This is a genomic window from Promicromonospora sp. Populi, from assembly GCF_041081105.1.
Lineage (GTDB): Bacteria > Actinomycetota > Actinomycetes > Actinomycetales > Cellulomonadaceae > Promicromonospora.
Genome location: NZ_CP163528.1, coordinates 3,290,046 through 3,303,728 on the forward strand (window position 1 = coordinate 3,290,046; position 13,683 = coordinate 3,303,728).

Consider the following 13,683-nt stretch of genomic DNA (forward strand, 5'->3'; position numbering starts at 1 on the left):
CCGAACCCTACCGGAACGCGCGGATGGAAGACAGTCGGGACAAACGGGTCAGACGCCCGGTACGTCCCGCCGCCGGAACCCCACAAAGGCGAGCGCGAACAGCACGACGGCAACCCCGCCCAGGCCCCACATGTGTGACACCTCGACCGACTCAAGCATTGGGTTGCCGACCCACCAGAACGGCGAGATGCCGCGCGCCCAGTCCGGCAGGTCGAACAGGTCGGCGAACATGCCCACGACGAACATGTAGCCGAACAGCACCCAGGTGATTCCGGTAGCCCTCGGCACCCAGGCATAGAGCGCGGCCGCTACCGCGACGACCACCGCGAGCGCCGGCAGGTACGCGAGGCTCAGCTCGAGATACTCGCGGAACGCGATGTCGTCGTATCCGGTCGACGCCGCGCCGAGCCACAGCGCGAGCGGACCGCTGACCTGGACCAGCAGGGTCCCCAGCAGCGTGATGGCCAGGGAGGATCCGAGCCAGCGCCGCCGGGACACCGGTGCCGCCAGTGCGAGCTCGGTCAGCCCGGCCTCCTCCTCGCCCTTGACCCGGAGCGACGACGCGATCGCGTAGGCCGCGGCGCCCGCCGCGATGTACAGGCCGAAGATCCCGAGGAAGGTCCGCACCAGGTCCTCGCCGCTGCCGAGGAGAGCGGCGTACATGGGGTTGCTCTCGACTGCCTCCAGCATGTTCGGCACCTCCCGGATGATGGTGCCGGAGGCGAGCCACATCACGCCGAGGCCGAACCCGGTCCAGAGCAGGGCGCTCCGCTGCTGCACCAGGGCGAGCGAGACGGGGCCGGTGAGCGTGGGCCGGGCGTCTGCGCGACCCTTGCGCACCGCTACCAGCCCGGAGGCGTAGTCGCGGCGAGACCCCAGGAAGGCCGCCAGGAGGATCAGCAGGATCACCGCCGCCAGGCACAGGCCGAGCGGCCATAGCCGCAGGTCGACGAAGACCCGTGTCTGCTGGACCCATGCGATCGGCGAGAGCCAGGACAGGGCGCTGCCGTGCAGTTCCTGGATGTCGCCCAGGGCGCGCAGCAGGAAGGCTGCGCCGAGCACGGCGAACGAGAGACCGATGGCGCCCCGCCCGTGCTCGTAGGCCTGCGCGGCGACGAGTGCCACGGCCCCGAAGACGAGCGCCCCGAGCGCGATCGAGAACGTCATCGCGAAGGACTGGGTGGCGTCGAGGTCCTGCGCGGCGAGCACGGCCCCGGTCGTCAGGGCGATCACGACGTTCATGATCAGGACGAGGAGCAGCGCCGCCACGGACGGCGCGTGCCGGCCCACGATGCCGGCCCGGACCAGCTCGGACCGGCTGCTCTCCTCCTCGGACCGCGTGTGGCGCACGATCTGCAGGATGCTCATCACGGCCAGGGTGAGCACTATCCAGAGGCTGAGCTCGTTGGCCACCGCCGGACCGGGCTGGTAGTTGTCGAGGCCGTATCCCGGCCCCGACATCGAGATCATGGCGGGCGACGAGAGGAGGACGGACCGCGCCTCGCGCGCCTGGGCGTCGTCGGCGAGCACGAGGTACTCACCGAGCCCGCCCGCGTAGAGCAGCGTGACGCCGACGGTCCACCAGAGGATCCGCATGCGGTCCCGGCGGAGCATGAACCGCAGCAGCTTTCCTGTCCCGGCGAGGGTTGAGCCGAACGCCGGACGAGCCAGGACCGGGTCCGACGGCGTCGCGACGGCCGCGCTCATCGCGCACCGGCCTTCTTGGCCGGCGCGCCGTTCGCCGACGACGACGCGGCCTCGGCGGCCACGACGTCGGCGTCGAGCACGTCGCCGTAGTGGCGCATGAACAGCTCCTCCAGCGACGGCGGGGTCGCGGTGAAGCTGCGCACGTCCAGCACGGTGACGGCGGACAGCACGGCGCCGATCTGCGCGTTGTCGGCGTCGAACGTGATCCGCGTGCCGCCGTCGGAAGCCGTGGTGACCAGGTCGTGGACGCCGGGCAGGGCCGCGACCGCCGACGGGTCGCCGCCCACCAGCGCCGTCACGTTCGTGCGGGTGAGGTGCCGCAGCTCGTCGAGCGTGCCCGACTCGACGTCGGTCCCGTTGCGGATGATGGTCACGGTGTCGCACACCTTCTCGACCTCGGACAGGATGTGGCTGCTCAGCAGCACGGACTTGCCGGCGTCCTTGGCCTCGCGGATGTACTCCGTGAACACCGCCTCCATGAGGGGGTCCAGGCCGGAGGTGGGCTCATCGAGGATGTACAGCTCGGCATCGGACAGGAATGCCGCGACCAGCGCAACCTTCTGCCGGTTGCCCTTGGAGTAGGTGCGTGCCTTCTTGCGCGGGTCCAGCTCGAACCGCTCCAGCAGCTCGGCCTTGCGCGCCCTGAGCCGCGCCTTGTCGCTGCCGTCGTTCAGCCGGATCAGATAGTCGATGCACTCGCCGCCGGTCAGGTTGGGCCACAGGCTCACGTCGCCGGGGACGTAGGTGATCCGTCCGTGCAGCGCGACGGCGTCCCGCCACACGTCGCCGCCGAACAGTCGCGCAGAGCCCGAGCTTGCGCGCAGCAGCCCGAGCAGCACGCGGATGGCCGTGGACTTGCCGGCTCCGTTCGGGCCCAGGAAGCCGCGGACCTCGCCCGGCTGGACGGTCAGGTTCAGGCCGTCGAGCGCCTTGACGGTGCCGAACGACTTGTGCAGGTCACGGATCTCGATCGCGGGTACCGCGGTCGGCGTAGTGCTGGTCATGGGTCGGTTCGCTCTCTGGCGTCGGGGTCCGGCACGTACGTGAGGTATTCGTCGAGCATGCGTCGGGACGTGAGGTATCCCTCGGTGAACAGCTCCATCATTGGCAGGTAGGCGTTTGTGAAGTAGCCGCGGACGATCCCCACGAGGTCGGCGGGGTCCGACGGCGGGCTGAGGGTCACCTCGAGCAGCAGCGCACCGAGCGAGGAGAGCGTGAGGTAGCGCGCCCGCGCGGCCTCGTCGCGGCTGGGCACGATCAGGCCCGCGGCGACGCCGTCCCGGCTGTAGCCCTCCGCGTCGGCGAGCATGTGGCTGATGAACTCCCGGGCCAGCGGGCCGCCGTCCTGCATGGACCGCAGGATGTACCCGACCAGCGGTGCGTTCTCCTCGACGGCCGCGAACCGGTGGAAGAAGCTCTGGTCCGCCGCGGCGGCAGCGATGTTCTCCTGCTTGAGCCGGCGGATCGTGGCCAGCAGGTACTCGTCGCACTCGGCACGGAGCTTGTCCTTGGAGCCGAAGTGGTGCATCACCAGGCCGGCGCTCACCCCGGCGTCGGACGCGATGGCGCGCACCGGGGCGCCGAAGCCGTCTACCGCGAACCGGCGCACCGCGGCGTCGCGGATCCGGGCGCGCGCGGTGCGGTCGGCATCCTCGTCGCCGGCAGTGCCGGCACTGCCTGGACCCCGGGCTGAACGCATGTTCAACATGCTAACCACGTGTTCAGCCCGGCGTCCACACCTGTGTGGGGTCAGCCCTCCGCGGTGCCGCGCCAGCGGCCGATAGTGCCCATGACGTGGTAGATCACCAGCGCCGCGGCCGTACCCAGGGCGATGCCGCCGAACTGCAGGTCGCCGGCGGTCCAGGTGAAGTTCGCGATGCCGATGACGAGCGGCACGGCCGCCGTCGTCAGGTTCACCGGGTCGGAGAAGTTGACCTTGCCCTGCACCCAGATGCGCGCGCCGAGAATGCCGATCATCCCGTAGAGCAGGGTCGTGACGCCGCCGAGCACACCCGCCGGAACGGTGTTGATCAGCGCGCCGAACTTGGGCGAGAGGCTGAGCACCAGCGCGCCGAAGGCGGCCACCCAGTACGCCGCCGTCGAGTACACGCGGGATGCCGCCATGACGCCGATGTTCTCCGCGTACGTCGTCGTGCCGGAACCGCCGCCCAGACCGGCGAGGGTGGTCGCGACGCCGTCGGCCAGGAGGGCACGGCCCGTCAGCGGGTCGTAGTTGCGCCCCGTCATCGCGGCGACGGACTTCACGTGGCCCACGTTCTCCGCGATGAGCACCAGCACCACCGGGAGGAACAGCCCGAGCACCGCCGGGTCGAACGTGGGCGTGGTGAACTGCGGCAGGCCCACCCAGTCGGCCTGCTCGACGGCGGTGAGGTCGATCTCGCCGCGCAGGCTCGCGAACGCGTACCCGACAACAACCCCGAGCAGGATCGCCAGCCGGCCCACGATGCCCCGGAACAGGACCTGGATCAGGATGATCGAGGCGAGGGTGACCACCGCCGTCAGCGGGGACTCCTGGAAGTTGGTCCACGCCACCGGCGCCAGGTTGAGGCCGATCAGCGCCACGATCACACCCGTGACCACGGGCGGCATGACGATCTCGATCCAGCGCGACCCCGCGAAGTGCACCACCGCGCCGACGATCGCCAGCAGCACGCCCGTGGCGAGGATTCCGCCCAGGGCAACGGACTGCCCGCCCGACGCCGTGGCCGCGAGGATCGGCGCGATGAACGCGAAGCTCGACCCCAGGTAGCTAGGCAGCCGGTTGCCCGTGATGAGCAGGAAGGCGACGGTGCCGATCGCCGAGAAGAACAGCGTGGTACTGGGGTCGAAGTCCGTGAGGACCGGCACCAGGAACGTGGCGCTGAACATCGCGACGATGTGCTGCAGGCCGATCCCGATCGTGCGCGGCCAGCTCAACCGCTCGTCGGGGGCGACCACCTCACCGGGAGTGATCCGCGCACCATTGCCGTGCAGCTTCCAGCCGAGTCGCATGTGCTTTCCTTCAGATCGCAACGGGACCGAGTGTCGCGCGGATCATAGCGGTCAGCAGGTGCTGCGGTACTCGCTGATCTCGGGGCTCGCGACCGGCGGCGGGCAGAGGAACTGCGCGTACCGCACGTCGTCGTCCACGTAGAGCTTCAGCCAGGAGAGGCTGTACCGGGCGACCGTCGTGCTGGCCAGGGTCGGCGCGGAGTGCGAGGCGCCACGGAGCTCCAGGTACGCCTTGTCGCCGTCCGCCGGGAGCGACTCGTAGAACCGCTCGGAGTGCGACCGCACGGGTGCGATGTAGTCGTCCTCCGCCCCGATGATCAGGGCCGGCGTCGTCACCTCGGGGAAGGTCTTGTCCGTGTTCCACCCGGTCAGCGGGATGATCGCCTGGAGCGCCGGATCGTCCTTGGCCGCCTCCAGGCTGCCGCCGCCGCCCATCGAGTGGCCCATCACGGCGAGCCGCTCAGGGTCGATCCGGCTCGCGACGTCAGTGGTCAGGAGAAAGTCCAGCGCGGCGAGGAGCTGGTCACCGCGGCGGTCAGGCGAGTCGCCGGTCCGGATCGTGTCGATGGTGAAGACCACAAAGCCCTGGGAGGCCAGCCGCGGCCCGAACCAGGCGATGCTGCTCTGCGTGCCCGAGTAGCCCGGAACGATGGCGACGGCGCCGAAGGTGCCCTGGGAGGTGTCGGTCGGGTAGTAGACGGTGCCGCCGCCGAACCCTACGGCGTTGGCACGCGGGACGATGGCGGTCGCGATGGCGAAGGACCCCAGGGGCGCCTCGATGCTCGCCACGGTCGGATCGGGGCCGCGCTGATAGCTGTCGGCTGCGGCGGCGGCGGCGGCCGGCACGACGACGAGGGCTCCGGCGGCGAGCACCGAAGCCGCCAGGGAGGCAAGGGCGGCACGAGAAAAACTCTTCATGGTCTTCTCCTGTGGTGCGACGCGACGAGCGGCCACCACGACCATAAGAAGGTTTCCCGGTTCCGGCCCGCCGAAACCGGGAAACTTGCGTCAGCCGAGCTGCGGGCGCACCTCGCGGGCAATCAGGTCCAGGTGGTCCAGGTCCGAAAGGTCCAGGACCTGCAGGTAGACCCGCTGGACGCCGTCTGCCTCCAGGGCCTTCAGGCGGTCCACCACCTCGGGAACGGTTCCGGCGATGCCGTGCCCGCGCAGCTCGGCAGGCTCGCGGCCGATCGCCGCGGCTCGCCTGGCGAGCTCCGCCTCGTCCTGCCCGACGGCGGCCACCAGCGCCACCGACTGCACCAGCGACTCGGGCGCGCGCCCGGCGTCGGCCAGCGCCTTGTTGATGACCCCGATCCGCGGGCCGATCGCGTCGAGAGCCGGGAAGGACTGGTTGTACTCGTCGCCGTACTTCGCCGCCAGGGCGGGCGTGCGGCGTGCGCCGCTGCCACCGACGAGCACGGGGATCCTCGCCTGCGTGGGCTTGGGCAGGGCCGGCGAGTCGACGACCTGGTAGTGCTCGCCCGAGAAGGAGAACGTCTCCCCCACCGGGGTTTCCCACAGGCCGGTGACGACCGCGAGCTGCTCCTCGAGGATGCCGAACCGCTTGTCGGGGAACGGGATGCCGTAGGCACGGTGCTCGGCGGCAAACCAGCCGGTGCCGAGGCCGAGCTCGACGCGGCCGCCCGACATCTGGTCCACCTGCGCCACCTGGATGGCGAGCACCCCGGGGTGCCGGAACGTCGCCGAGGACACGAGCGTGCCGAGCCGGACGGTCGAGGTCTCGCGGGCGAGGCCCGCGAGCGTGATCCAGGAGTCGGTGGGGCCGGGCAGCCCGTCACGGCCCATGGCGAGGTAGTGGTCGGAGCGGAAGAACGCGCTGAACCCGAGCTTCTCGGTCGCCTGGGCGACGGCGAGCTGGTCGTCGTACGTCGCGCCCTGCTGGGGCTCGGTGAAGATACGCAGGTCGAGAGTCATGTTTCCTCTGGTGCTAGTGCGTGGTCGATCAGTCGAACTGGGGCGAGGTGGTGCGCGACCGTTTGATCTCGTAGAAGTACGGGTACCGCGCGAGCGCCACGGAGGCGTCGAACAGGGCGCCCGCCTCCTCGCCGCGCGGGATGCGCGTGAGCACGGGGCCGAAGAATCCGACACCGTCGACGTGGATGATCGGCGTGCCGACGTCGTCCCCGACGGGCTTCATGCCCGCCTCGTGGGAGGCCGCGAGCGCCGCGTCGTAGTCCTCGGACGTCGCCGCCTGGGCGAGGCTGGCGGGCAGCCCGGCCTCGGCGAGCGCCGCGACCGCCACGGCGCCGAAGTCCTTGTCGCGCTGGTTGTGGATCCGGGTGCCGGCCGCGGTGTAGAACGCGGAGAACGCCTCGGGGCCGTGGTCCGTCTGGACGGCGGCGGCGACCCGGCCGATCCCGCGCGACTTCTCGATGTCCGCTCGGTAGTCGCCGTCGATGTCCCGGTCCTTGTTCAGCAGGTACAGGCTCAGGAGCTTGAAGGTGAGCTCGACGTCGCGGACCTGGACGACCTCGAGGGCCCAGCGGGACGTGATCCAGGCGAAGGGGCACATGGGGTCGACGTAGACGTCGACGACGGGCTTGGCGGCGGGGTCGGTCACGCGCAGCAGACTACGCTCACTGCGTGACCGGGATCCGCTGGGGAAGTCTCGCCGCCGTCGTCGCCGGCGGGGTGATCTTTCTGGTGTGTCTCGTGGGCGTTGTGCTCGGTCATCCGTGGTCTGCGGTGCCTGGTGTGCTCGGCCTGCTCACGGCCGTGCGCGAGGTGCGATATCTGCGCAGGCTGCACTCAGGCAAGATCTCCGCACGGGAAAATTGGCATCGTGAACCCCACGCTCCGCCCAAGGACTCTTCACGCGGTCATGGGGGCACGCGGTAACCTGCCTGGCATGACCGCCGTTCGTACCCACACGCACGCGCAGGCAGTAGACGCTGCGGTGGACCTGTTCACCCGGCAGGGGTACGAGGGAACCACCGTCGAGGAGATCGCCGACGCCGCGCAGGTCAGTCGCGCCACGTTCTTCCGCCGGTTCCGCTCGAAGGAGGACGTGGTCTTCGCCGATCACGAGCTGCTGCTCGAGGAGGTGGTGGTCATGCTGGCCGCCACCCGCCCCGACGCCCGGTCCAGCGAGGAGTCCGGGCACGACCTCGGCCGCGCCTGGGACCCCGACATCGACCCGTACCTCGAGGTGTGCCGCGCCGCACGCATGGTGTTCGACCACCACGTGGGCCAGCGCGACACCTCGCTGGCCCGGTACGCCCTGCTGCAGCAGGTCCCTGCCCTGCGGGACCGGGAGCTGATCACCACGCACCGCTACGAGCGGGCGTTCACGCACTACCTGCGCGACACCCTGCCGCCGGAGCGGTCGGTGTCCACGGCGTCGATCGCGTTCGCGGCGTCGGTGGTCGCGGTGCACAACGCGATCCTGCGCCGCTGGCTGCGCACGCCGTCGCGCGAGCTGCGGCCGGAGCTTGAGGAGGCGTTCGCCGACCTGCGCCGCGCCGCGGTCCTGGGTACGGCGGGCCACCCGCTGTCCGACGACGGCGCCCCTGCCTCCCGCCGCGTGATCGTCACCGTCGTGGAGGGACTGGCGGGGCCCGACGAGGTGGCTCGCGCCGTCCGGGACGCGCTCGTCTAGCTTTCCCGCGGGAACAAGGCCGTGGCATCCTGGGTTCCGCTAAACAAATGTGCAGCAGATGCACACGTGCTCCGGGGTCGGTGAAATTCCGAGCCGGCGGTGATAGTCCGCGACCCGGGTCGCTCCTTGTAGGAGAGTCCCGGTTGACCTGGTGAAACTCCAGGACCGACGGTTAAAGTCCGGATGGGAGGAAGCACGTGCGGCGCGCGCCGTCGACCCCTCGGGGCCGCGGCGGAGCGCCGTCGTCGGCGCCCTCGTGGCGCGTCGGCCCTCACCCCGGAGTCCCCGTGTGCGGACTTTCGAAAGAGGGCAGAGACATGGACTGGTTCCGCGCGGCGTACGAGGCGACGTTCCTGTTGGGCGACCAGCAGATCTACTGGCGCGAGGTCATCGGCAACCTGTTCGGGCTGGCGTCCGCGCTGGGCGGGCTGCGCCGCAAGGTGTGGGCGTGGCCGGTCGGCGTTGTCGGGAACATCGTGCTCTTCACGGTCTTCATGGGCTCGTGGTTCGGGGAGACCGGGCGCGCCGACATGCTGGGCCAGGCCGCCCGGCAGATCATGTTCATCGCGGTCTCGATCTACGGCTGGTACCGCTGGCGGCAGACCCAGCGTCTGGGCGGCATCGGCACGGTGGCCGTGCACCCCACCTGGGCGTCGTGGCGGGCTCGCCTGGGTCTGGTCGTCGCGATGATCGTCGGCACGCTGGCCCTGACCCCGCTCTTCCGCGCCCTGGGCTCGTTCGAGCCGGTGTGGGCCGACGCCTGGATCTTCATGGGCTCCGTGCTCGCCACCTACGGCATGGCCAAGGGCTGGGTCGAGTTCTGGCTGATCTGGGTGGCGGTCGACCTGGTGGGTGTGCCCCTGCTGTTCTCCGCCGGGTACTGGGCCACCGCCCTGATGTACGTGATCTACGGGGCGTTCACGCTGTTCGGGTTCTTCGCGTGGTGGCGGATCAGCCGGCGCGAGCGCGCCTCCGCCGGTCCCGCCGCCGCCGTCGCGCAATGAGACCTAGTCTCGCTTGACCTGATATCCGGTACCAGCGCACCATGGATGCATGACTCAGACCCCAGGAGTGACGGCGCCCGCATACGACCTCACCCAACCGCTCGACATCGACTTCGCGGGCGCGTTCGCCGACGTACCTGAGGACGCGCGAGCGCACCAGCTCGCGGTCCGCCAGTTCGTGCAGGACGAGGTTCTCCCCGTGATCGACGGCTACTGGGAGCGGTACGAGGTCCCCATGGACCTGGTCAAGCGCATGGCCGAGCTCGACTTCCTGCGCGACGGCGTGGATGTGCCCGGCTTCCCGAAGGTCTCCAAGCTGGCCGAGGGCCTGGCCGCGATGGAGATGGCCCGCGGTGATGCCTCGGTCTCGACCATCTGCGGCGTGCAGGGCGGCCTCGCACTGCGCTCGATCGTGATGCTGGGCTCGGACGAGCAGATCGAGAAGTACGCCGGGCCCATGGCCCGCGGCGAGATCCTCGGTGCGTTCGCGCTCACCGAGCCCACACACGGCTCGGACTCCGTGGGCCTGGAGACCACCGCGGTACGCGAGACGCGCGACGGCGTCGAGGGCTACGTCATCAACGGCGAGAAGAAGTGGATCGGCTTCGGCTCGATGGGCGACATCTCGGTGGTGTGGGCCAGACACGTCGGGGACGGCGGCGACAACGCGGTCCACGGCTACATCGTGCCGCAGGATGCCCCCGGCTACGCCGCGACGACCATCCAGGGCAAGATCTCGCTGCGCGCCATCCACCAGGCGCACATCGTGCTGACCGACGTCTTTGTCCCGGCCGAGAACCTCCTGCCGAAGTCCCGCTCCTTCAAGGACACGGGCCGGGTCCTGTTCGCGACCCGGCTCGGCGTCGCCTGGGAGGCCGTCGGCCAGGCCGTCGCCTGCTACGAGGCCGCCGTCGCGTACTCCAAGCAGCGGGTGCAGTTCGGCCGGCCGCTCGCAGCGAGCCAGATGGTGCAGGAGCGCCTGACGAAGATGCTGTCGATCCTGACGCAGCTGCAGCTCCTGGTGAAGCAGATGACCCTCCTGGACGAGCAGGACAAGCTCACCGGCCCCCAGGCCTCGCTCGCCAAGTACACGTGCACGCGCGGTGCGCGCGAGATCGCCGCGATCGCCCGCGACCTGCTCGGGGGCAACGGCATCCTGCTGGAGAACCGCGTGGCTCGGCACTTCGCCGACATCGAGGCCCTGCACACCTACGAGGGCACCGAGAGCGTCCAGGCGCTGATCATCGGTCGCGAGATCACGGGCACCAGCGCGTTCGCCTGATCGCTCAGGGGTGGGGGAAACCCCACCCCGGTCCGGTGGGGCCACCTCATTTCCGTGGGGCACCTGCCCGCCTAGGGTCGTGTCCATGACCAGCGATGACGGCCCGACGACGGCGCCCCGGCCCCGCAGCATCGAGGACGGCGTGGCACCCGCGCTCACCTCGGGTGCGGGTTTTCTCCGCGCGCCGTACGACCCGGCGACCGGACGCGCCTTCGCTGCGCTGGCCGTCGGGTGGATCTGGCACCTGACGGGCGGGCTGGTCCTGTGGATCCTCGTGCTGGTGTCGGCCGCCCTGGTGCCGGCGCTCGGCATCGGGGTGCCGCTCCTGGCCGGCTGCCTGATCGCCGCCCGCTGGTTCGGCGCCGCCGAGCGTTCCCGCATCAACACCCAGACCGGGGTCACGATCCCCGCGCCGCACGCTCCCGCGCACACTCCCGGAGGCTTCTGGTCGCGGCTGTGGGCACCGGTCCGGGACGGCCGCGCCTGGGCCGCCGCGCTCTACGCCTTCCTCGCGATGCTGGTGAGCACCGTGTTCTTCCCGGTCGCGGCGGCCCTGGCGGCGGCCGCAGCCGCGGCGGTGGTGTTCGCGCTGGTGGGTAGGGACAGCGCCCTGGCCCAGTGGCCCGGCCTGCCGTGGCCGGCTACGGCAGCCGGCGCGGTCGCCGGTGCGGTTGTGCTCGTGTGGGTGGCATCTAGCTTTGCGCAGTACGGATCGTTCCTCGTGGTGCGGCTCGCGCACAACCTGCTGGGTCCGTCCGAGACCGAGGTGGCGCGTGCGCGCGCCGTCGTCGCCGAGCAGGGGACGCGCCTCGCCGAGGCCGAGGCGCACATCGCCCGCGAGCGGGCGGTGGTCCTCACCGAGTCGCGCACGGCAGCGGTCTCCGCGGCCGACACCGAGCGCCGCCGGATCGAGCGCGACCTGCACGACGGCGCCCAGCAGCGCCTCGTCGCCCTCGGGGTCGAGCTCGGCGTGGCCCGCCGGCTGGCCGACCGGAATCCCGAGCACGCGGTGGCAGCCCTGGAGCTCGCCCACCGCGAGATCAAGGAGACCCTCGCCGAGCTGCGCGACCTGGTGCGGGGCATCCACCCCGCCGTGCTGGCCGACCGCGGGCTGGACGCCGCGCTCTCGGCCCTTGCGGGACGCAGCCCGATCCCGGTCCGGGTGGAGGTAGTGGGCGACCTCGCGCCCGCGAGCTCCGCTGCGCAGGCGGCCGCCTACTTCGTGGTGGCCGAGGCGCTGACCAACGCCGCCAAGCACGCCGGCGCTCAGTCGATCCGGGTGCGGGCCAGCCTGGTCCCCGACGACCACCCGCTCCGGCTGCGCATCGTGGTGTCCGACGACGGCCGCGGCGGCGCGCAGCCCTACCCCGGCAGCGGGCTGGACGGCCTGCGTGGCCGCGTCGCCGCCCTGGACGGAACCTTCGAGCTCGACAGCCCGCCCAGCGAGGGCACCAGTCTGACCGTGGAGGTCCCGTGCGCATCGTGATCGCTGAGGACTCCGTCCTCCTCCTGGACGGCCTCACCCGGTTGCTCGCCGCGGAGGGGCACACCGTGACGGGCCACGGCACGGCGGACGACCTGGTCCGGGCACTCTCGACCCCCGGCGCCGAGCTGCCCGACCTGCTCGTCACGGACGTCCGGATGCCGCCGTCGCACACCGACGAGGGGCTGCGCGCCGCGGTGCACCTGCGCAGCCTGCACCCGGACCTGCCGGTCCTCGTGCTGTCCCAGTACGTGGAGCAGAGCTACGCGAGCGAGCTGTTCGCGCGCGGCGCGCGCGGCCTGGGCTACGTGCTCAAGGACCGCGTGGCCGACGTCGACGAGTTCCTCGACGCCGTCGCCCGGGTGTCCTCTGGCGGAACCGTCGTGGACCCAGAGGTGGTCACCCAGATCATCGCCCGCCACCCCGGGTCCGGCCTCGACGTCCTGACCCGGCGCGAGCGCGAGGTGCTCGCGCTCATGGCCGAGGGGCGGTCCAACGCCGCCATCGCGGACCGCCTCGTCGTGGGGCTGGCCGCCGTCGAGAAGCACGTCACCAACATCCTGACCAAGCTCGGCCTACCGCCCGCCACCGACGACCACCGCCGGGTGCTCGCCGTGCTGCGCTGGCTCGACCAGAACGGATCCCGCTGATGAACCAGTCCCATCCCCGCGGCCCCACCGCCCGCGTGCTGACGACCGTCGGCGTCGTGCTGGCTGCCGCGGTCGTCGCCCTCGGCGCGCTGTTCCTCGTCGACCTGATGATGTCCGAGACCACCACCTCCCACGAGTCGTACGACGCCGTCGAGACGGTGGAGCTCGTGTCCGACGGCGACGTCACCGTCCAGGCCGCCGAGGGTGACGTCGAGGTGGACGCCATCGCCCACAGCGGCCTGCGAGGGCCCACCTACACGGCGGACGAGTCGGCGAGCCGGCTGGTGGTCACGCACCTGTGCGGGTGGACCCTCGGCCTGCCCCGCTGCTCGGGCGAGCTCGACGTGACCCTGCCCGCCGGCACCCAGGTGGTGGTCCGCACGGACAACGGCGACGTCGTCGCGAGCGGCCTGGCCGGCGAGGTCTCGCTGACCTCGAGCAACGGCCAGATCGAGGCCACCGACATCGGCGGGCCGCTGGCAGCGCACACCAGCAACGGCGACGTCGACGTCCGGGATGTCCGGGCCGACGTCGAGACCACCACCTCCAACGGCGAGATCGGCGTCGTCGACGTGGCGGGCTCGGTCACCGCGGACTCCAGCAACGGCGACATCACCATCAACGCGGTGACCGGCGACGCGTGGGCCAGCACCAGCAACGGGACGGTCGAGGTCTCGGCGGGCGGCGGTAACGTCTTTGCCGAGTCCAGCAACGGCGAGGTCACCGTGGTCGGTGACGGCGAGGCGGTGGCCCTGACGATCGAGACCTCGAACGGCGACGAGATCATCGAGGGCCCGACCGACCCGGATGCCGAGCGCACCGTTGAGATCCGCAGCTCGAACGGGGACGTCGCGTACCTCGGCGAGTAGCGACCCGAAGGGCCATATGTCACGAACGTGCAAGGATGTGGCCCGTGCCGAGCGCGT

The 13,683-nt window shown here is 71.0% G+C and carries 14 protein-coding genes and 1 riboswitch; of the genes, 7 read left to right on the forward strand and 7 right to left on the reverse strand.

Annotation, left to right across the window (positions count from 1 at the left end; genetic code table 11):
• Positions 1–48 precede the first annotated feature (48 nt).
• The 7 genes from AB1046_RS14890 to AB1046_RS14920 all read right to left on the reverse strand — a co-directional run bounded on the left by AB1046_RS14890 (position 49) and on the right by AB1046_RS14920 (position 7,300).
• Positions 49–1,707, reverse strand: coding sequence for an ABC transporter permease (locus AB1046_RS14890; protein ID WP_369370088.1), 1,659 nt, complete (start codon positions 1,705–1,707; stop codon positions 49–51).
• Positions 1,704–2,711 carry an ATP-binding cassette domain-containing protein gene (locus tag AB1046_RS14895; protein ID WP_369370089.1) on the reverse strand — a complete coding sequence of 336 codons (1,008 nt, stop codon included), beginning with the start codon at positions 2,709–2,711 and terminating at the stop codon, positions 1,704–1,706. Before AB1046_RS14895 ends, AB1046_RS14890 begins: the two co-directional genes overlap by 4 nt.
• Complete coding sequence (locus tag AB1046_RS14900; protein WP_369370090.1) at positions 2,708–3,406, reverse strand: TetR family transcriptional regulator; 699 nt, start codon at positions 3,404–3,406, stop codon at positions 2,708–2,710. The genes AB1046_RS14895 and AB1046_RS14900 overlap by 4 nt, the downstream gene beginning before the upstream one ends.
• Before the next feature lie 50 nt (positions 3,407–3,456).
• Positions 3,457–4,719 (reverse strand): uracil-xanthine permease family protein, encoded by a 1,263-nt coding sequence (locus AB1046_RS14905; RefSeq protein ID WP_369370091.1) that lies wholly within the window; start codon positions 4,717–4,719, stop codon positions 3,457–3,459.
• 51 nt (positions 4,720–4,770) lie between these two features.
• Entirely contained in the window at positions 4,771–5,637 is an 867-nt protein-coding gene (locus AB1046_RS14910) for an alpha/beta hydrolase (RefSeq protein WP_369370092.1), read from the reverse strand.
• Between the two features lie 90 nt (positions 5,638–5,727).
• Positions 5,728–6,654 (reverse strand): LLM class F420-dependent oxidoreductase, encoded by a 927-nt coding sequence (locus AB1046_RS14915; RefSeq protein ID WP_369370093.1) that lies wholly within the window; start codon positions 6,652–6,654, stop codon positions 5,728–5,730.
• Positions 6,655–6,682: 28 nt separating this feature from the next.
• A complete protein-coding gene (locus AB1046_RS14920) occupies positions 6,683–7,300 on the reverse strand; it encodes a disulfide bond formation protein DsbA (RefSeq protein WP_369370094.1) in 618 nt (205 codons plus the stop codon).
• A gap of 23 nt (positions 7,301–7,323) precedes the next feature.
• On the opposite strand from AB1046_RS14920, the gene AB1046_RS14925 reads away from it, so the two are divergent.
• From AB1046_RS14925 to AB1046_RS14955, 7 genes are all read left to right on the forward strand, one after another.
• Complete coding sequence (locus AB1046_RS14925) at positions 7,324–7,578, forward strand: hypothetical protein (RefSeq protein WP_369370095.1); 255 nt, start codon at positions 7,324–7,326, stop codon at positions 7,576–7,578.
• A 10-nt stretch (positions 7,579–7,588) separates the two neighbouring features.
• The gene (locus AB1046_RS14930; protein ID WP_369370096.1) at positions 7,589–8,338 is read left to right on the forward strand and encodes a helix-turn-helix domain-containing protein; all 750 of its coding nucleotides are present in this window, start codon (positions 7,589–7,591) and stop codon (positions 8,336–8,338) included.
• Positions 8,339–8,400: 62 nt separating this feature from the next.
• Positions 8,401–8,539, forward strand: a riboswitch (FMN riboswitch).
• Positions 8,540–8,655: 116 nt separating this feature from the next.
• On the forward strand, positions 8,656–9,342 hold the full coding sequence (pnuC, locus tag AB1046_RS14935; protein WP_369370097.1) for a nicotinamide riboside transporter PnuC: 687 nt from the start codon (positions 8,656–8,658) through the stop codon (positions 9,340–9,342).
• A 49-nt stretch (positions 9,343–9,391) separates the two neighbouring features.
• Positions 9,392–10,624, forward strand: coding sequence for an acyl-CoA dehydrogenase family protein (locus AB1046_RS14940; RefSeq protein ID WP_369370098.1), 1,233 nt, complete (start codon positions 9,392–9,394; stop codon positions 10,622–10,624).
• 85 nt (positions 10,625–10,709) lie between these two features.
• Positions 10,710–12,110, forward strand: a complete 1,401-nt coding sequence (locus AB1046_RS14945) for a sensor histidine kinase (protein ID WP_369370099.1) — start codon at positions 10,710–10,712, stop codon at positions 12,108–12,110.
• Positions 12,098–12,757, forward strand: coding sequence for a response regulator (locus AB1046_RS14950; RefSeq protein WP_369370100.1), 660 nt, complete (start codon positions 12,098–12,100; stop codon positions 12,755–12,757). Before AB1046_RS14945 ends, AB1046_RS14950 begins: the two co-directional genes overlap by 13 nt.
• Positions 12,757–13,626 carry a DUF4097 domain-containing protein gene (locus AB1046_RS14955; RefSeq protein WP_369370101.1) on the forward strand — a complete coding sequence of 290 codons (870 nt, stop codon included), beginning with the start codon at positions 12,757–12,759 and terminating at the stop codon, positions 13,624–13,626. Before AB1046_RS14950 ends, AB1046_RS14955 begins: the two co-directional genes overlap by 1 nt.
• Positions 13,627–13,683: the final 57 nt, after the last annotated feature.

Coding starts and splice junctions, on each gene's coding strand:
- AB1046_RS14940 (WP_369370098.1), top strand. CDS start 9,392: ATGACTCAGACCCCAGGAGTGACGGCGCCCGCATACGACCTCACCCAA.
- pnuC (WP_369370097.1), top strand. CDS start 8,656: ATGGACTGGTTCCGCGCGGCGTACGAGGCGACGTTCCTGTTGGGCGAC.
- AB1046_RS14895 (WP_369370089.1), bottom strand. CDS start 2,711: ATGACCAGCACTACGCCGACCGCGGTACCCGCGATCGAGATCCGTGAC.
- AB1046_RS14945 (WP_369370099.1), top strand. CDS start 10,710: ATGACCAGCGATGACGGCCCGACGACGGCGCCCCGGCCCCGCAGCATC.
- AB1046_RS14955 (WP_369370101.1), top strand. CDS start 12,757: ATGAACCAGTCCCATCCCCGCGGCCCCACCGCCCGCGTGCTGACGACC.
- AB1046_RS14890 (WP_369370088.1), bottom strand. CDS start 1,707: ATGAGCGCGGCCGTCGCGACGCCGTCGGACCCGGTCCTGGCTCGTCCG.
- AB1046_RS14915 (WP_369370093.1), bottom strand. CDS start 6,654: ATGACTCTCGACCTGCGTATCTTCACCGAGCCCCAGCAGGGCGCGACG.
- AB1046_RS14930 (WP_369370096.1), top strand. CDS start 7,589: ATGACCGCCGTTCGTACCCACACGCACGCGCAGGCAGTAGACGCTGCG.
- AB1046_RS14905 (WP_369370091.1), bottom strand. CDS start 4,719: ATGCGACTCGGCTGGAAGCTGCACGGCAATGGTGCGCGGATCACTCCC.
- AB1046_RS14910 (WP_369370092.1), bottom strand. CDS start 5,637: ATGAAGAGTTTTTCTCGTGCCGCCCTTGCCTCCCTGGCGGCTTCGGTG.
- AB1046_RS14900 (WP_369370090.1), bottom strand. CDS start 3,406: ATGCGTTCAGCCCGGGGTCCAGGCAGTGCCGGCACTGCCGGCGACGAG.